This window comes from Cryobacterium sp. SO2, assembly GCF_026151165.2.
Lineage (GTDB): Bacteria > Actinomycetota > Actinomycetes > Actinomycetales > Microbacteriaceae > Cryobacterium.
This window is the reverse complement of record NZ_CP117849.1, coordinates 917,985-935,273: the sequence shown is the minus strand read 5'-3', so window position 1 is coordinate 935,273 and position 17,289 is coordinate 917,985. Positions and strand designations below refer to the sequence as shown.

Sequence of the window (17,289 nt, the reverse complement as noted above, 5' to 3'; positions counted from 1 at the left end):
GCGGGTCACGCATCCGCGGAGAACCGGGCGGGCCCGGAACTAGGCGCGGGCGCGGCGAGGGCGCATGCTCAGCTGCACGACCGCGGCCGCCACGAGCATGAGCACCACGGCGATGATCGAGGTGACCCCCACCCCACTGTCGAACGCCGCCCTGGCCGACTCCGCGAGAGCGGATGCCTGCGTGGCCGGCAGCTCGCCGGCCACACCGAGCGCACCGCCGAGGGTTTCACCAGCCTGGGCCGTCGCCCCGCGGCCCAGGCCGTCGGGCAGCACCACCGAGGCCCGGTACGAGGCCGCGAGGATCGCGCCGAGCACGGCCGTGCCGAGGACAGCGCCGAGCTCGTACGCGGTCTCGGAGACCCCGGCCGCCGCTCCGGCCTTCTCCGGCGGCACCGAGCTGATGATGGTGTCGTTGGAGATGGTCTCCGCCGCACCCACGCCCACCGAGAGCACGCCGAACGCGAGCATGATGACCCCCGCGCTGAGGTTCTCGCGCAGGAGCACAATCAGGCCGAAGCCCGCCGCCGAGAGCAGGATTCCGCCCACGATCACCAGGCGCGGCGGCACCCGGCGCACGATGAAGGCCGCGGCCAGGCCGGCGCACACCGACAGCACGGCGCCCGGCAGCAGCAGCAGGCCCGCGGCGAGCGGGTCGAGGCCGAGCACGAGCTGCAGGTGCTGCGACACGAAGAAGAGAAAGCCGACCAGGCTGAACACGGCGAGGAAGTTCGCCAACACCGACCCGGCGAACGGGGCGTGCCGGAACAGGCTGAGGTCCAGCAGCGGGTTGTCGATCCGCAGCTGCCGGCGCAGGAACAGCGCGCCAGCGGCGAGGCCCAGCACCAGGGCGGCGACGCCGAGCGGCACGATGCCATCGTGGGCGAGGGTCTTGATCGCGAAGACCAGGGGCGCGAGGGTGAGCAGCGAGAGGATGACGCTGACCACATCGATACGAAGCGGGGCCGGGTCCTTCGACTCCGGAACGAGCCAGCCGGCGAACGCGACCAGCGGCAGCAGGAACGGCACCGCGATGAGGAACACCGCGCCCCAGGCGAAGTGCTGGAGCACGACACCGCCGACGATGGGCCCGAGGCTCGAGCCGGCGGCGAACGCGCCGGCCCAGACGGCGATGGCCAGGGTGCGCTGGCGGGCATCCCGGAACATGCTGCGCAGCAGCGACAGCGTGGACGGCATGATCATGGCACCGAAAAAGCCCATCACCGCGCGGGCCGCGATGAGCAGTTCGGCGGTGGGCGCGAAGGCGGCCAGCACCGACACCACCCCGAAGCCGGTGGCGCCGATGAGCAGCAGCCGGCGGCGGCCGACGCGGTCGCCGAGGGTGCCCATCGCCACGAGCAGGCCGGCCAGCACGAGCGGGTAGATGTCCACGATCCACAGCAGCGTGGTGCTGCTCGGGCGCAGGTCGAGGCTGATGGCCGGCAGCGCGAAGCTGAGCACGGTGTTGTCCACGGAGATCAGCAGCACGGGCAGCATCAAGAGCACCAGGCCCAGCCATTCGCGGCGGCCGGCGCGGGGCGTCGAACCGACCCGTCGGGAGTCGTCTGGGTGGGTGCGGATGGTGGCTGTCGTGCTCATGTCTACCTGGCTGAAGTACGGGGTTCCGAACGGAACGGCGAGTTTTACTGCACCATTCGGTACAGCAGATATCGACTATACCACCAAGTACAGTAAAGTGGCCAGCATGGCCCAACATCGAGACAGCGCACGGGAAAGCATCCTCACCGCGTTCCAGGAACTGCTCATCAGCACGAGCGGCTCCGGCGCGTCGCTCGACGCCGTCGCCAAGGCGGCGGGCGTGACCAAGGGCGGGCTGCTCTACCACTTCGGTTCCCGCGACGGCCTGGAGACCGCGCTCATCGACAGGCTCGAGACCCTCGCGGCTGCCGAGTACGAGCGGATGCGCATCGCCCCGAACGGCGCCGCCGCCTACTACGTGAGCCTGGCGGAATACGTCAACAGCCCGTTGGACCGGGCGACCCTGGCCGGCGGCACCCTGGCGCGGCGCAACCCCCAGGCCAGGGCCGTGGTCGTGGAGATGCGCCGCCGCTACTTCGACATCCTCAACGACGACCTGCGCGACGCCGAGCTGGCCCGGGCCACCATGCTGCTGGCCGACGGTCTCTACTACGACGCCACCACGGTGGCTGAGCCCTTCGAACACGAACTCGACGTGCCCGCGTTCCTGGCCCGGCTCCGCCCGCGAGCGACCTAGGCGGCTTGAGCGACCTAGGCGGCTTGAGCGACCTCGGCCGCCTTGAGCTTGTTGTGCAGGGACGCCAGCAGCAGGGGCAGCTGGGCGGCGGGCGCATCCGGGGCCTCTGGGTGCCACTGCACGCCCGTGATCGGCGCGGTGCGGTGCTCGACGGCCTCGACCAGGCCGTCGGGGGCGGTGGCCACCGACGTCAGGCCGGCGCCGAGCCGGCCGACGCTCTGGTGGTGGGCGCTCTGCACCGAGATGCGGGTGTCGCCGAGGGCCGCGGCGAGGGTGCTGGTGGAGCGCAGCACGACGTCGTGGGTGGAGAGGATGTCATCGATCGGCACGCCGACGTTGCGGTGGATGCCGTCGTCGATGTGCTGCACGAGGTCGCCGCCGAGGGCCACGTTGATGATCTGCAGTCCACGGCAGATGCCGAGCAACGGAGTGCCCCGGTCGGCGGCGCGCTGCACGAGCGCGATCTGGCCCTCGTCGGCGTCGACGAAGTGCGTCGTCTCGCCCTCGTAGCCGGGCTGGGCGCCGTAGAAGCGCGGGTCGATGTCTTCGCCGCCCACGATGACGACGGCGTCGGCCGAGTCGGTGAGGTCGAGCAGCGCGGCCGGGTCGAGGTCGGCGGCGGCCAGGCGCACGACGGTCCAGCCGCCGCGGGTGCCGGCGTCGACGACTGTGGCGTTGAGGGTCTGCACCTTGGCGTGGTACTCGGGGCGGTCGGGCCGGCTGCGGGTGACCTCGACGACAGCGAGGGTGGGCCGGACCGGCTCCGGCAGGGCCGTCATGGTGGCGAGATTCTGGGTGGTCATGTCTCGCCTTTCGTGACGGGATCGGGTGTTGAGCTGCGGATGGTGCGGGTTCCAGTGTGCCCGAGGGCGTCCGCGGGCGTCCGGTCGGAGGTAACAGTGCGCAACAGTCAGGCTTCCTAGCCGGTGCTGGCCGGGGGTTCTATGCTCGATGGGAATCTGCCACCCGTGACAGCATCAGAGGAAGTGGACCCCATGCAGCCAGGCCGCCCGCGCATCCGACCGACGATTGCAGGGCTCGTGGCCGGTGCGGTGCTCCTGGGCGCCGGGGTGCTCGGCGGGCTCGGCGAGCCCCTCGCCGCCAGGGCGGACGACCCGGTGACGTTCGGGGAGAGCCACATCGTCGATACCGTGGGTGCGCTCGGCGACCGGGAAGCCGAGGTCGTCGCCGCGCTGGACGCCCTCTTCGCCGACACTCAGATCGACCTGTTCGTGGCCTATGTGTCGAGCTTCGACGGTGTCGACGACACGTCGACCTGGGCGGACCAGACCGCCGTGAACAACGGCTTCGGTGACAACGACGTGCTGCTGGCCGTGGCCACGGATGCCAGGCAGTATCAGCTGTCCGTCGCATCCGATTTTGTGCTCGACGATGCCCAGCTGGCCGAGGTGCAGAACACCGCCATCGAACCGTCGCTGCGCGAGAACGATTGGGCCGGCGCCGCTATCAACGGCGCGACGGCGATGCAGCAGAGCGTGGCCGGCGAACCGCTGTCGGACCCTGTCGTCACCCCGGGTGATGCCAGCCCGAGTTCCGGCGGCGGGTTCCCGCTCTGGATCGCGGTGCTGCTGGTGCTCGCGGTGGTCGCCGGCATCATCGTGATCGTGATCGTGCTGCTGCGCCGCCGCGGCACGGCGCCCCTCGCCGGCCCGGGGCAGCCGGGTGCCGACGTGCCGACCGCGGAGCTGAAACGGGAGGCATCCAGCGCCCTGATCGAGACCGATGACGCGATCAAGACCAGCGGTCAGGAGGTGGGCTTCGCCGTCGCCCAGTACGGCACCGCGGCGGCCGAACCGTTCCAGGCGGCCGTGGGCATCGCCTCGGCGAAACTGGCCGACGCGTTCACCCTGCAACAGCGTCTCGACGACGCCGAGCCCGACACCGAGGAGCAGGTGCGAGCCTGGTACCGACAGATCATCGCGCTGTGCGCAGAGGCCAACCATGCCCTCGACGAGCAGGCCGCCGACTTCGACGAGCTGCGCCAACTCGAGGCCAACGCTCCGGCAGCGGCCGCGACGCTGGCGACCGAACTGGCGGCCATCGACACCCGCCTGGACCAGGCCGAGGCCACGGTGGCAGACCTCTCGACCCGGTACACGGCCGCGGCGCTGGACACCGTCGCCGACAACCCGGACCAGGCCGCCGAACGACTCACCTTCGCCACCAATGCGCTGGCCGAGGCCCGCGCCCGGCTCGCCGCCGGCGAAGCGAGCGCCGCCGCCGTCGACATCCGGGCCGCGGAGGAGGCCGTCGACCAGGCCAACCTACTCACCGACGCCGTCGACAGGCTGGCCGCCGATCTGCAGCGGGCGGAAGCCGGCATCCCCGCGGTGCTCGCCGACCTGGACACCGATTTGGTCACCGCCCGCACGTTGCCCGCGTTGTCGCCCGGCGTGATCGAGCGCACTGAGCAGACCCTCGCCGAGGTGCGTGCCCGGCTGGCGGCGCCGCCGGTGAACCCCCTCGAGCTCTTGCAGACCCTCGAGGCCACGAACGCCACCATGGATGCCGCGCTCCAGGGTGTGCGCGATGCCCAGCTGCAGGCGCAGCGACTGCAGGCGGCTTTGGCGCAGAGCCTGCAGGCCGCGCGCAGCCAGGTGTCGGCGGCGGATGATTTCATCACCGCCAGGCGCGGCGCCGTCGGGGCGGAGGCGCGCACCCGGCTGGCCGAGGCCAGCCGCCTCACCGCCCAGGCCGATTCCCTCGTGGCGACTGACCCGGCCGCGGCCCTGGCCGTCTCCCAGCGGGCCGGCTCGCTGGCCGCGGAGGCCGGCGCCATGGCCCGGCGCGATGTGGACAGCTTCTCGAACAACGACGATTTCGGCGACTTCTTCGGCGGCGGCGGGACCAGCAGGCGCGGCGGCAGCAATGGCTCGATGGGCGCCGTGCTCGGCGGCATCCTGATCGGCCAGGTGCTCGGGGGCGGCGGCGGTCTGTTCGGTGGCGGCGGTGGCGGCGGCTTCGGCGGGATGGGCGGCGGCGGCGGTCGGCGCAGCAGCGGCGGCGGTTTCGGTGGCGGCGGCCGCAGCCCCGGCAGCTTCGGCGGCAGCGGCACCCGTGGCCGGCGCGGCGGCGGCGGGCGCTTCTAACCGGCCGGCGCCTGGCGAGCCCCGACTTGCCGCAAATGACCCCTTCGACGAGCGGGAAGGGGCACTTTGCGGCAACTGGGCGAAGAGTCCTTCGTCGACTTGCGGCAAATCCCCCCTTCCGGCGCCGGGAAGGGGCACTTTGCGGCAACTGGGCGCGAACGCTCCCGGCTACCGCCCGAGCGCGAACAGGGCCGGGGCGGGCACGCCCACGGTGAGGTCCGCGAGGATGCGGCCGACGGTGGGGGTGAACTTGAAGCCATGGCCGGAGAAGCCCGCGCCGACAATCACGGGGCCCCGGCGGTCGAGCACGAAGTTCTCGTCCGGGGTGGTCGTGTAGGTGCAGCTGATCTCAGTGAAGTCGTCCGGGTCGGCGCCGGGCAGCCACTCCCGTGCGTAGCGCCGGAGCGCCAGCAGCTGGTCGGGCTCCGAGGTGAAGTCGCGGTGATCGGGGTCGACCACAGAGCCCACGCCGTGCCAGCCGGCCTTGATGCCCTCCCCGGGCGTGTGCATGCCGTACACGGGTGAACGCCAGTACTCGTAGCCGGCGGTGCCGGGCCGGTAGCCGTGGTTGAAGCCCGGCCAGGTGAACCTCGTGTCGAGGGCGGCGAAGTGCGCAGGCTGTTCCTGAGTCACCACCAACCGCGGCAGCGGCAGCAGGCCGCCGAGCAACGAGCTGGTCCAGGCGCCGAGAGTGACGATCGCGCGGCGGGCCTGGAACTGTTCACTCTCGGTCGTCACCAGCACGCTGTCGTCGCCCTGCACGGTGAGGCTGGTGGCGGGCAGGCCGTGCTCGATACGGGCGCCGCGGGCGGCGGCCGCCCGTTGCAGGGCCGTCACCGATGCGTTCGCGTTCAGCCGACCGGCCTCCGGCGTGTAGAGCACCTCGGTGTCGAACCGGATGCCCGGCCAGCGCTCCTGCGCCGCGTCCACCGACAGCATCTCCGGGTCGAAGCCCACCCCGCTGAGGGCGGCGTGCACCTGCCCGAACGGCTGGCCCTGGCCGTGGTTGACCAGGCCCACCTGCTCGAGCAGCCCCGTGTCGGTTTCATCCTCGAGCTCGCGCCAGAGCCGCAGCGCCTCCACGAGCATCGCCACATAGGTGGGGTCGGAGTAGCTGAGGTTGAAGTTGCGGGACGCTCCGTGAGAGGCGCCGTTGGTGTGCCCGGGCTGGAACCGTTCGAGCAGGGTCACCTCGCGGCCGCGGCGGGCCAGCTCCCAGGCGGCCGCGGAGCCCATGGCGCCGCCGCCGATCACCAGGGTGTCGACGCGGGTGATCATGCGGGCAGCATCCGTTCGTAGCACAGCGAGAACCAGATCGCTTCGTACGGCGGGTAGATCGGGATGGGCGTGTAGCCGAGGTGCTCGTAGAGGCGCACGGCCTCCGGCTGGCGGTCGCCGGTCTGCAGGATCAGGCGGCGGGCGCCGCGGGCGGATGCGGCGTCCTCGACCGCCCGGATGAGCGCCTTGCTGAGGCCGCGGCCACGGTACTCCGCGAGGGTGACCAGACGCTTGAGTTCATATTCTTCACCGAGCATACGCAGCGCGGCGTGGGCGGCGGGCACCCCGTCGACGGTGGCGATGAGGGTGAGCACCATGGTGGCCGGGTCGATGGCGAACGCAGCATCCCGGGCGGCATCCTCCTCCGCGCTCACGTTCTCGAAACGGTCCGCGTAGCGCGGCATGACTTCCTCGTCCATGGCCGCCCGGAGCAGGGCGGCGCGCGGGTCGGTCCAGTCGACGGTGTGCAGCTGCACGTTTCCGGTTTCGGTGGTCACGCGAGCACCTCCCGCACGGTGAAGTCGAGCGCGGCTACGGTGAGGGCGATTGAGGCCACGTCGATGCGTTCGTCGTTGCCGTGGAACAGCATCCGGAAGGTGCCGTAGTCCCAGCGCGGGCTGAGCAGGCCGAACCCGTAGGCGGGGATGCCGCGGCGACGGTAGAACCTGGCGTCGGATCCGCCGACGCTGAGCACCGGCAGCAGATCGGCGTTCGGGTAGGCGCGTGCGACGGCCGAACTGAGCGCGGCGAACAGCGGGGTGTCGACGGGCGAGCGGGTGGCGGCCTCGAACCTGTCGCCGACGATCTCGATGTCGACCATCAGGTCGCCGAGCGCCTGGCGCAGGTAGGCGTCCACGTGCGTGGCGTCGATGCCGGGCAGCACCCGGATGTCGAGGTCCACGGTGGCCAGCGAAGGGATGACGTTCTCCTTCTCGCCGGCGTGCACGATGTTGGGCGAGATGGTGGTGTGGCTGGAGGCGTGGGCGAAGCCGGCCAGGCTGCCCAGCTCGTGCACGGCGCCGTCGATGCGGGCCGGGTCGGTGAGCCGCTCGGCCAGTTCGGCGGGGAGGCCGAGCACCGATACGTAGTGCCGCCAGTCGGCGGTGATCTGCACGGGCGCTTCGAAGCGCGCGAGCCGCAGCACGGCTTCGGCCGCGGTCACGGCGGCGTTGCGGGCACCCCAGGGGGCGGAGCCGTGTCCTGGCGTGCCGTGCACCACCAGGCGCCGGCCGGCGATGCCCTTCTCCCCCACCGTGGTGGTGATCGACGGCCGCACGCCAACGGGCGCCCCGCCGGATTCGGTGAGCACGAAGTCGGCGTCGATGAGGTCGAGCCGGTGCTCGGTGAGCCAGCCCACCCCGTACCGGCTGCCGCTTTCCTCGTCGGCCACGGCCGCGAAGATCAGGTCGCCGCGCGGCCGGAACGGGCCCATCGCCAGGTCACGGATCACGACGGCGTAGCTCGCGGTGAGATAGAGCATGTCGAGGGCTCCCCGGCCCCAGATCTCCCCGTCCACGAGTTCGGCGGCGAACGGATCCCGGCTCCAACCGTCCCTGTCCACCGGGACCACGTCGATGTGGCCGACCAGAGCGAGCGATGGTGCGGCCGGGTCGGTGCCGCGGATGCGCGCGATCAGCGATGCCCGCCCCGGGTGCGGTTCCACCACCTCGAGGTCGAGCCCCGAGCCGGCGAAGAACCCCTCCAGGGTGCGCACGCTGCGGATCTCCCCGCCGGAGTCCGGGGTGCCGTCATTCACGCAGGCGTTGCGGATGAGGTCGCGCAGCAGGTCGACGGTCTGGCGGGTGAGCACATCCGGGTCGGTCATCAGCGCACCATCCCGGCCAGGCTCTCGGCGAACTCATCGAGCAGGGTGCGGCCGGCCGGCCACGCGCCGAGCTTGCTGGCGATGTTGATGTGACCCAGGTTGCCCACCTCGACAAACCCGGCGCCCCAGGATGCCGCGAGGGTGCGCGCGATTCCGAGAGCACAGTAGGGGTCATCGGCGCTGGCAACCACCAGGGCCGGGGTGCCGAGCACGGCCGGTTCGGCCTGCCGGAAGGTCGGGGCGGCCGATGGGAAATCGGGTCCGAACCGATCGGGCGGGGCCACCAGCAGAGCGCCACGCACCCGGCCGGGGTTCCGCACCAGCCACGCCCCGACGGCCAGGCAGCCCAGGCTGTGCGCCACGATGATGGTGTCCGGAGTGGTGACGGCCGCGTCAACGGCCGCAATCCAGTTCTCCAGATCGGGTTCGTCCCACGACGCCGGGCGGATGCGCACCGCATCCGACTGGGTTGCCTGCCAGCGGGTCTGCCAGTGCTTCTCGGTGGAGTCGTTGATGCCCGGCACGATCGTCAAGCTCAGGGGGGTGGGCATGGTGGTGGTCCTCGAAGGTCGGTGCGGCGTGTGCAAAACACACTATCCGGCGATTCGGCCGGGCAGCGGTGCGCTGAGGATCATGCAGGCATTTTCGGAGCCGAACGCGGTAGTTTCTAAGCGTTGACACCCCTCGAAAGGACACTCACATGACCAAGCAGTCGATCTTCGGCCGCATCGCCCAGCTCACCAAGGCGAACATCAACGCGATGCTGGACTCCGCGGAAGACCCCAAGCTCATGCTCGACCAGATGGTGCGTGACTTCACCAACAGCATCGCCGACGCCGAGAGCGCGATCGCCGAGACCATCGGCAATCTGCGCCTGCTCGAAGACGATCACCGCGAAGACGTGCAGGCCGCCGGCGAGTGGGGCCGCAAGGCCCTGGCCGCGAGCCGCAAGGCCGACGAGCTGCGCACGGCGGGCAACGCCGTCGACGCCGACAAGTTCGACAACCTCGCCAAGGTGGCGCTCGGCCGTCAGCTGCAGTCCGAGAAGGAAGCGAAGGACGCCGAACCGCAGATCGCGAGCCAGACCGCCATCGTGGAGCAGCTCAAGACCGGCCTGAACACCATGAAGACCAAGCTCGGTCAGCTCACCTCCAAGCGGGACGAGCTCATCGCACGCTCCAAGACCGCCGCCGCTCAGGCCCAGGTGATGGACGCCGTGAAGAGCATCGACATCATGGACCCGACCAGCGAGGTCAGCCGGTTCGAAGACAAGATCCGCCGCGAGGAGGCCAAGGTGCGCGGCGCCAGCGAGCTCGCCGCCTCCAGCCTCGATGCGCAGTTCGAGAGCCTCGACGACCTCGGCGAGCTCACCGAGGTGGATGCGCGACTGGCCGCCCTCAAGGCCGGCTCGCCCTCCTCGATCGAGCAGTAACACCAGGTCACCCAGAACGGCCGCGGGAACATCCCGCGGCCGTTTCTGGTTGCCACCAGCATGACTACTCTCGGAATCATCGGTGCCGGCAATATCGGCAGCCAACTCGCCCGCCTCGGTGTGGCCAACGGATACGACGTCGTGGTGAGCAATTCCCGCGGCCCCGCCACGCTCGAGTCCTTGATCGAGGAGCTGGGCCCGCGCGCCCGCGCCGCCCTCCCCGCGGAGGCCGCCGCCGCCGGCGACCTGGTCATCGTGACCATCCCGCTGCACCAGATCCACACCCTGCCGCTGGCCGAACTGGCAGGCAAGCTCGTGATCGACACCAACAACTACTACCCCCAGCGGGACGGCAACATCGTCGCCCTTGACGAAGAAACCACCACCACCGCTGAACTGCTGCAGGAGCTGCTGCCTGATTCCCGCGTGGTGAAGGCGTTCAACCACATCTACGCCGCCGACCTCACCACGGATGGCCTGCCCGCCGGCACAGAGGACCGGCGCGCGCTGGTCATCGCCGGCAACGACCCCGACTCCCGCGAGGTCGTCACGGCCCTGCTGAACACGTTCGGCTTCGACACTGTCGACCTCGGCCCGCTCACCGAGAGCTGGCGCATCCAGCGCGACACCCCGGGTTACGGCCCGCGGCTGGACGCGTTCGAGCTGCGCGAAGCGGTGAGCGCGGCCGTGCGCTACCGGGACATGCCGCAGGCGGTCTGACCCGGGTTGCCCCGGCCCCGTACCCCGCGAACTGGCAGATGCGCCGGAGCGGGGCCGAGGAGCATACTGGGGTGGTGTCCCCCAACTACGTGGTCGTCCCGCAGTGGCAAGGTTCCGTTTCTCCGCGCGCAATGCGCCTCGTCGACGGGGCGGAGGCGATCAAGGGCGACCTGCCCTTCTCGGTGACCTATCCGGTGGACGTGCCCGTCGAGGCCGGCGACTCGCTCGACACCGGCATCCACCGGTTCTCGTCGCTGCTGACCGTGCGCGACCGGCAGCTGGCCGTGCTGCGCGCGAGCTCCGAGCCGGTGCTCACGATCGGCGGTGACTGCGGGGTGTCCTTCGGGGCCGTCGAGCACGCCTCCCGCCGGCACCCGGGTGATGTCGCGCTGGTCTGGTTCGACGCGCACCCCGACCTGCACACCAGCGAGTCGTCGCAGTCCGGCGGCTTCGGCGGCATGGTGCTGCGCGCCATCCTCGGCGAGGGTGTCGACGGGCTCGCACTCGATCCGGATGCCCGCATCACGCCAGACCACGTGGTGCTGGCCGGTGTGCGCGACATCGACCCGGCCGAGGACGTCTTCATCACCGAGCAGGCCATCCCCCTGGTGCCGGTGGAGAGCTTCGGTAGCCCCAAGGTCCTTGTCGCCGCGGTGCGCCGCACCGGTGCCGCGCACATCTACCTGCACATCGACCTGGACGTGCTCGACCCCGCCACCATCGTCGGGCTCTCGAACATCTACCCGTTCGGGTTGGCCGTTGAGTCCCTCACCGCGGCGATCACCGCTCTCCGCGCCGAATTCACCCTGGCCGGAGCCACCATCGCCGGGTTCGCGCCGTCCTCCCCCGAGGCCGCGAACGACGACCTGCCCAGCATCCTGCGCATCATCGGCGCCCTCACCCGTTGATTTCAGGTCCGCGAGCCGTGAGTTGGGCCCCGAAAACCTCCGGTTTTCGGGGCTTATCTCACGGCTCGCGGGATGAGTAACGATCGAAGGAGATCGCACGTGACGGAAAACTTGAGAGTCGTGACCGAACGGCGCGGACACCTGCTGCTGATCGGGCTGAACCGGCCGGAGAAGCGCAACGCGGCGGACTTCGCCATGCTGCAGCAACTCGCGTTGGCGTACGGCGAGCTCGAACGCGACCCCGAGTTGCGCGTGGGCGTGGTGCACGCTCTGGGCGAGCACTTCACCGCCGGCCTCGACCTGGCCGATGTGGGCCCCCGGCTCGGGCCGCACGGCCTGGAGATGGTGCCGGAGGGCGGCATCAACCCCTGGCAGGTCGACGGCACCGCGCTGAGCAAACCCGTGGTGATGGCCGTGCAGGGCACCTGCCTCACCCTCGGCATCGAGCTGATGCTGGCCAGCGACATCGTCGTCGCCGCCGAGTCCACCCGCTTCGGCCAGATCGAGGTGAGCCGGGGCATCCTGCCGTTCGGCGGCGCCACCATCCGGTTCCCTCGCGCTGCCGGCTGGGGCAACGCCATGCGCTGGTTGCTCACCGGCGACCTGTTTGACGCCAGGGAGGCCCACCGGATGGGCCTCGTGCAGGAGATCGTGCCGAACGGCCGCGAGCTGCACCGGGCCATCGAACTCGCCGAACGCATCGCCGCTCAGGCGCCGCTGGCCGTGCAGGCCACCCTCGCCAACGCCCGCGCGGCGCTCCGCGACGGCGCCGAGGCGGCCGAAGCCGAGCTGCAACCTGCCCTGGCCCGCTTGGCGGCCAGCACGGATGCCCGCATCGGCATGGAGGCGTTCCTCTCGCGCACCCCGGCCGAGTTCGAGGGGCGCTGACCCGAGCCGCCGGATGCCCGCCGGCGCGAGTTACCAGGCCAGGGAATGCGGCAGGCTCCTCGCCGACTTGCCGCAAAATGCCCCTTGGGTGCGCCCGAAGGGGCACTTTGGCGGAAGTCGGCGAGGGGGTACCCGCGAGGCGCTCTGGTTTCTTCCCGGGAACGGTGGGTAGGCTGCGACGATGAGCGACGCTGACACCACCCAGACCTCAACATCCGCCGCAATATCTGCTGCCCGCAGCTATGACGTCATCGTGATCGGCGCCGGCGCCGTGGGCGAGAACGTGGCCGACCGCACGGTGCAGGGCGGGCTGACGACCCTCATCGTGGAGGCCGAGCTGGTGGGCGGCGAGTGCTCCTACTGGGCCTGCATGCCCTCCAAGGTACTGCTGCGCAGCGGCGCGGTGCTCGCCGCCGCCCGCCGGGTCGCCGGCGCGGCCGAGGCCGTCACCGGGCCGCTCGACGTGGCGGCGGTGCTCAAGCGCCGCACCGAGTTCACCCACGACTGGAGCGACGACAGCCAGGCCGACTGGCTTGATTCCGCCGGTATCGATCTACTGCGCGGGCACGCCCGGCTCAGCGGGATCCGCGAGGTCACCGTCGAGACCGCGGATGGCCCGGTGATCGTCACCGCGAAACACGCGGTGGTGCTCAGCACCGGCTCCAGCGCGCTGCTGCCCGGTATTGACGGCCTGGCCGACGTTTCCCCGTGGACCAGCAGGGACGCCACCTCGGTGACGCACGTACCCGGCCATCTCGCCATCATCGGAGGCGGTGTCGTGGCCGTGGAGATGGCCACCGCATACAGGTCACTGGGCGCCCAGGTGACCCTGCTCGTGCGCAGCTCCCTGCTGCGCGACCAGGAGCCCTTCGCCGGCGAACTGGTGTCAGCCGCCCTCGCCGACTCCGGCGTGCAGGTGCTCACCGACGCGAGCCCCACCGCCGCCCGCCGCACCGACACCGGCGAGGTTGCCCTGGTGCTCGCCGACGGCCGCACCGTCACGGCCGACGAGGTGCTCGTGGCCACCGGGCGCAGCCCACGCACCGAGGACCTGGGCCTGGAGACCGTGGGCCTCACCCCCGGCGACTGGGTGAGCGTGGACGACACCCTGCTCGTCACGGGCGACTCCGCCGCGCTGGCCGGCAACTGGCTCTACGCCACCGGCGACGTCAACCACCGGGCGCTGCTCACCCACCAGGGCAAATACCAGGCGCGCGCCGCCGGGGACGTCATCGCCGCCCGCGCAACCGGCCGGATCGTCGACGACGCCCCGTGGGGCACCCATGTGGCCACCGCCGACCACGCGGCCGTGCCGCAGGTCGCCTTCACCGATCCGGAGGTGGCGTCGGTCGGGCTCACCGCCGCGGCGGCCGAGAAGGCCGGGTTCCGCACCCGGGTGCTCGACTACGACCTGGCCGGCGTGGCCGGTGCGAGCGTGCTCGCCGACGGCTACACCGGGCGGGCCCGCGCCATCGTGGACCTCGACACCGAGGTGCTGCTGGGCGTCACCTTCGTGGGCGCCGGCGTGGGCGAGCTGCTGCACGCGGCCACCATCGCCGTGGTCGGCGAGGTGCCGATCAGCCGGCTCTGGCACGCCGTGCCCAGCTATCCGACTCTCAGCGAGGTGTGGTTACGGCTGCTCGAGGCCTACGGCCGGCCGCCGGCCGTCAGCGATAGGAGCCTGTGATGCGGCGGCTCCTGATCGACTCGCCGCTCAGCCGGGCCGGCTACCTCTACGCCACGGCCGTCGGCCTGGTCTGGGGCGCGATCTGGAGCACCGGCCGCATCGAACGCCGGAACGGCCTGTTCGTGTTCTGCGGACTGCCCGCCTGGTCCTTCGGCCGCGGCGGCTCCTGCGTGGGCGCGTGTTACCTCACCAACCAGAACGTGACGGCGGATGTGCTCGAGCACGAGGCCGTGCACAAGGTGCAGTGGCAGCGCTACGGCATGCTCTTCCCGCTGCTGTACCTCATCGCCGGGCGCGACCCGCTGAAGAACCGGTTCGAGATCGAGGCCGGCCTGGAGAAGGGCGGCTACCTGCGGGCGAAGCGGGCGGTCACGCGTGCTCCGCGCGACCGTTCCGCCAGTAACCCATGAAGGCCACCTGGCGACGGTCGATGCCGACCTCGGAGACGAGGAAGCGGCGCAGGCGCTTGATCACGCTGGCCTCGCCGGCCAGCCAGGCGTAGAGCTCTCCGTCGAGCGCTGATCCGTCCGGGACTTCCCAGAGGATCGACTCGTCGATGTTGATGTCGGGGAGGTCGGCGCCGGCGTGGTGGGCGGTGATGAACCGGGCGGTCCAGCCCTTCACCGCGCTCTCGAGGGCCGAGCCGTGGCTGGCCCCGTCGCGGGGCAGCCAGGTGACGGTGACGCCGTCGGGGGCGTCCGTCTCGTGGGCGTCGCCGGCCTCGGGCACCTCGATGTAGGCGCAGCCGCGTGCCGTGCGGGGCAGGGCCGAGAGGATGGCGCAGATAGCCGGGGCGGCGGTTTCGTCGCCGGCGATCAGCACGGTGTTGGCGTTGCCGGGGGCCCACTCGATGCCGACGGCCGGGTTGTCGCCATCGGCGAGGGGGCCGACGATAGCGACCTCGTCGCCGACGATGGCGGCGCGCACCCAGCGGGAGGCGGGGCCGGCGTCACCGTGGGTGACGAAGTCGATGTCGACCTCGCGGTGCTCCGGACGCGCCTGGCGCACCGTGTAGGTGCGAATCGGGTTGCGGTGCTCGTCGGGCAGGTCGCGCCAGGCCTCATACCAGGCGTCGTGCTGCGGGAAGGAGGACACCCCGACGCCGGGCAGCGGCAGAACGATCTTGATGCGCTGATCGAGTCCGGCGGTGCCGAACCTGTGCAGCTCCGGACCGGTGAAGGTGACGCGGGTGAAGTTGGTCGACAGCCGTTGCACCCGGGCGACCGAGACGGCGAACGGACGGTAGCTGGGGCGCGGGGCCCGAACGCGTGCGGCGGCCGGCGCGGGAGCGACTGTCGATGTAAGCATGCCCTAAGTATGGCATGCCTTACCTTAATTGCACCCGCCGGTGTGCCGACTGGTGGTTCCTCGCGAATCGCTACGCGGCGGTGACCCACTCGGTGGCGACGTAGCTGCCGGCACCCTGGCGGGTGGTCGGGCTCACGTACCCGGTGGGGGCGGCGGCCGGCGACCCGGTGCTGACGTAGCCGGCCGGCTCACCGGTGCGGTCGGTACGGGTGGCGGGCGTGCTGATGTAGGAATTCATGATGCTCCTGTCGTGGTGCTGCGGGTTCGACGCGGAGCTTCATTGGACGCGTGCTGGTGGTGGGTGGTGGTGGTGGTGGTGGTGGTGGCACCGGATCGCGCGGCCGGTGCGTGCCGGCCGCGCGGTCCTGGTGGTGCGGTTGTTCTCTTACTCGCCGACGCCGACGGGCTCGGCGGCCACGTTGGCCGAGGTGGCCTCCGCGGTGCCGTCGGCCAGGTTCAGCCGAAGGCTGGCGCCGAGGGTGGCGTCCACGTTCGTCCAGTACTGGATGGCGCGTTCCTTGACCTCTGGACGGGTGACGCCGCCGACGGCACCGGTGATGGTGTCGAGGAAGCGGGCCTTGGCCGCGTCGTCGAAGACGTCGCGGTAGAGGGTGCCGGCCTGGCCGAAGTCGTCGTCCTCTGAGCGGAGCGTGGCGGCGCTGCGCACGAGCGCACCGTCGCTCTCCCAGGTGCCGTCGCCGGCGAGGGCCTCGTCGGCGACGGGGCCGCCGAGCGAGTTCGGCGCGTAGTTCGGGGCGCTGGCGTCGTTGAAGGAGTAGCGGGCGGCGCCATCCTGCGAGTAGTTGTGCACGGGCGCCTGCGGAGCATTCACCGGCAGCTGGTTGTAGTTGGTGCCCACGCGGTAGCGCTGCGCATCCGGGTAGGAGAAGATGCGCGCCATCAGCATCTTGTCGGGGCTGGCCGCGATGCCGGGCACGAAGTTGGCCGGCGAGAACGCGGCCTGCTCGATCTCGGCGAAGAAGTTGCCCGGGTTGCGGTTGAGGGTGTGCGTGCCCACCTTGATCAGCGGGAAGTCGCTGTGCGGCCAGACCTTGGTGAGGTCGAACGGGTTGAACCGGTAGGTCTTGCCCTCTTCGTAGGGCATGACCTGCACGTGCACGTCCCAGGACGGGAAGTCGCCGGCGTCGATGGCCTCGTAGAGGTCGCGGCGGTAGTAGTCGGCGTCGGCGCCGGCGATGAGCTCGGCCTCTGCGCCTTCCATCTCGATGTTGCCCTGGTTGGAGGTGAAGTGGTACTTCACCCAGAAGCGCTCACCGGCGGCGTTGATCCACTGGTAGGTGTGCGAGCCGAAGCCGGGCATGGTGCGCCAGGAGCGCGGCAGGCCGCGGTCGCCCATCAGGTAGGTCACCTGGTGCGCGGACTCGGGCGAGAGGGTCCAGAAGTCCCACTGCATGTCGGCGTCGCGCAGGCCGGAGCCCGGCAGGCGCTTCTGCGAGTGGATGAAGTCGGGGAACTTGATGCCGTCGCGGATGAAGAACACCGGGGTGTTGTTCCCGACGATGTCGTAGTTGCCCTCCTGGGTGTAGAACTTCACCGAGAAGCCGCGCACGTCGCGCCAGGTGTCGGGGCTGCCCTGCTCGCCGGCCACGCTGGAGAAGCGCTGCAGGGTGTCGGTGCGGGCGCCGGGCTGGAACAGGGCCGCGCGGGTGTAGGCGGAGACGTCGCCGGTGACCTCGAAGACGCCGTGCGCTCCGCCGCCTTTGGCGTGCACGATGCGCTCCGGGATGCGCTCGCGGTTGAACTGGGCGAGCTTCTCGACCAGGTAGCGGTCGTGCAGGGCGGTGACGCCGTCGGCGCCGGCGGTGAGGGAGTGCTCGTCGCTAGGGACCGGGGTTCCGGTCTGCGTGGTGGTGGGGGGCAGTGTTGTCATGGTGCTCCT

At 70.9% G+C, this 17,289-nt stretch carries 17 protein-coding genes; 8 read left to right on the top strand and 9 right to left on the bottom strand.

Annotated features, from left to right (window positions below):
• Positions 1–39: 39 nt before the first annotated feature.
• Positions 40–1,596 carry an MFS transporter gene (locus BJQ94_RS04245; protein WP_265400831.1) on the bottom strand — a complete coding sequence of 519 codons (1,557 nt, stop codon included), beginning with the start codon at positions 1,594–1,596 and terminating at the stop codon, positions 40–42.
• A 106-nt stretch (positions 1,597–1,702) separates the two neighbouring features.
• Between BJQ94_RS04245 and BJQ94_RS04240 the strand changes: the two genes are divergently transcribed.
• Positions 1,703–2,233 (top strand): TetR family transcriptional regulator, encoded by a 531-nt coding sequence (locus BJQ94_RS04240; protein ID WP_265400830.1) that lies wholly within the window; start codon positions 1,703–1,705, stop codon positions 2,231–2,233.
• 14 nt (positions 2,234–2,247) lie between these two features.
• On the opposite strand, the gene BJQ94_RS04235 is transcribed toward BJQ94_RS04240, so the two are convergent.
• Positions 2,248–3,036, bottom strand: coding sequence for a gamma-glutamyl-gamma-aminobutyrate hydrolase family protein (locus BJQ94_RS04235; RefSeq protein ID WP_265400829.1), 789 nt, complete (start codon positions 3,034–3,036; stop codon positions 2,248–2,250).
• Positions 3,037–3,201: 165 nt separating this feature from the next.
• Here BJQ94_RS04235 and BJQ94_RS04230 point away from each other — a divergent pair, with 165 nt between their 5' ends.
• Positions 3,202–5,343, top strand: a complete 2,142-nt coding sequence (locus tag BJQ94_RS04230) for a TPM domain-containing protein (RefSeq protein ID WP_275875557.1) — start codon at positions 3,202–3,204, stop codon at positions 5,341–5,343.
• Between the two features lie 168 nt (positions 5,344–5,511).
• On the opposite strand, the gene BJQ94_RS04225 is transcribed toward BJQ94_RS04230, so the two are convergent.
• Genes BJQ94_RS04225 through BJQ94_RS04210 form a run of 4 tightly spaced genes read right to left on the bottom strand, consistent with a single transcriptional unit; the run spans position 5,512 to position 8,997 of the window.
• Entirely contained in the window at positions 5,512–6,621 is a 1,110-nt protein-coding gene (locus tag BJQ94_RS04225) for an FAD-dependent oxidoreductase (protein ID WP_265400827.1), read from the bottom strand.
• Entirely contained in the window at positions 6,618–7,118 is a 501-nt protein-coding gene (locus BJQ94_RS04220; RefSeq protein ID WP_265400826.1) for a GNAT family N-acetyltransferase, read from the bottom strand. The genes BJQ94_RS04225 and BJQ94_RS04220 overlap by 4 nt, the downstream gene beginning before the upstream one ends.
• Positions 7,115–8,446: a M20/M25/M40 family metallo-hydrolase gene (locus BJQ94_RS04215; protein WP_265400825.1), complete on the bottom strand. Its 1,332-nt coding sequence runs from the start codon at positions 8,444–8,446 to the stop codon at positions 7,115–7,117. Before BJQ94_RS04215 ends, BJQ94_RS04220 begins: the two co-directional genes overlap by 4 nt.
• Complete coding sequence (locus BJQ94_RS04210) at positions 8,446–8,997, bottom strand: alpha/beta hydrolase (RefSeq protein ID WP_265400824.1); 552 nt, start codon at positions 8,995–8,997, stop codon at positions 8,446–8,448. The genes BJQ94_RS04215 and BJQ94_RS04210 overlap by 1 nt, the downstream gene beginning before the upstream one ends.
• A gap of 149 nt (positions 8,998–9,146) precedes the next feature.
• Between BJQ94_RS04210 and BJQ94_RS04205 the strand changes: the two genes are divergently transcribed.
• The 6 genes from BJQ94_RS04205 to BJQ94_RS04180 all read left to right on the top strand — a co-directional run bounded on the left by BJQ94_RS04205 (position 9,147) and on the right by BJQ94_RS04180 (position 14,491).
• Positions 9,147–9,878 carry a PspA/IM30 family protein gene (locus BJQ94_RS04205; RefSeq protein WP_265400823.1) on the top strand — a complete coding sequence of 244 codons (732 nt, stop codon included), beginning with the start codon at positions 9,147–9,149 and terminating at the stop codon, positions 9,876–9,878.
• 60 nt (positions 9,879–9,938) lie between these two features.
• Positions 9,939–10,598, top strand: a complete 660-nt coding sequence (locus BJQ94_RS04200; RefSeq protein ID WP_265400822.1) for an NADPH-dependent F420 reductase — start codon at positions 9,939–9,941, stop codon at positions 10,596–10,598.
• Between the two features lie 131 nt (positions 10,599–10,729).
• Positions 10,730–11,506 carry an arginase family protein gene (locus BJQ94_RS04195; RefSeq protein WP_265400821.1) on the top strand — a complete coding sequence of 259 codons (777 nt, stop codon included), beginning with the start codon at positions 10,730–10,732 and terminating at the stop codon, positions 11,504–11,506.
• Positions 11,507–11,605: 99 nt separating this feature from the next.
• Positions 11,606–12,394 (top strand): crotonase/enoyl-CoA hydratase family protein, encoded by a 789-nt coding sequence (locus BJQ94_RS04190; RefSeq protein ID WP_265400820.1) that lies wholly within the window; start codon positions 11,606–11,608, stop codon positions 12,392–12,394.
• 181 nt (positions 12,395–12,575) lie between these two features.
• On the top strand, positions 12,576–14,081 hold the full coding sequence (locus BJQ94_RS04185) for an NAD(P)/FAD-dependent oxidoreductase (protein WP_265400819.1): 1,506 nt from the start codon (positions 12,576–12,578) through the stop codon (positions 14,079–14,081).
• On the top strand, positions 14,081–14,491 hold the full coding sequence (locus tag BJQ94_RS04180) for a Fe-S oxidoreductase (RefSeq protein ID WP_265400818.1): 411 nt from the start codon (positions 14,081–14,083) through the stop codon (positions 14,489–14,491). Before BJQ94_RS04185 ends, BJQ94_RS04180 begins: the two co-directional genes overlap by 1 nt.
• Here BJQ94_RS04180 and BJQ94_RS04175 read toward each other — a convergent pair.
• The 3 genes from BJQ94_RS04175 to BJQ94_RS04165 all read right to left on the bottom strand — a co-directional run bounded on the left by BJQ94_RS04175 (position 14,451) and on the right by BJQ94_RS04165 (position 17,280).
• Positions 14,451–15,389, bottom strand: coding sequence for a siderophore-interacting protein (locus BJQ94_RS04175; protein ID WP_265400817.1), 939 nt, complete (start codon positions 15,387–15,389; stop codon positions 14,451–14,453). The genes BJQ94_RS04180 and BJQ94_RS04175 overlap by 41 nt on opposite strands.
• Before the next feature lie 70 nt (positions 15,390–15,459).
• Positions 15,460–15,627 carry a hypothetical protein gene (locus BJQ94_RS04170; protein WP_265400816.1) on the bottom strand — a complete coding sequence of 56 codons (168 nt, stop codon included), beginning with the start codon at positions 15,625–15,627 and terminating at the stop codon, positions 15,460–15,462.
• A gap of 147 nt (positions 15,628–15,774) precedes the next feature.
• Entirely contained in the window at positions 15,775–17,280 is a 1,506-nt protein-coding gene (locus BJQ94_RS04165) for a catalase (RefSeq protein ID WP_265400815.1), read from the bottom strand.
• Positions 17,281–17,289: the final 9 nt, after the last annotated feature.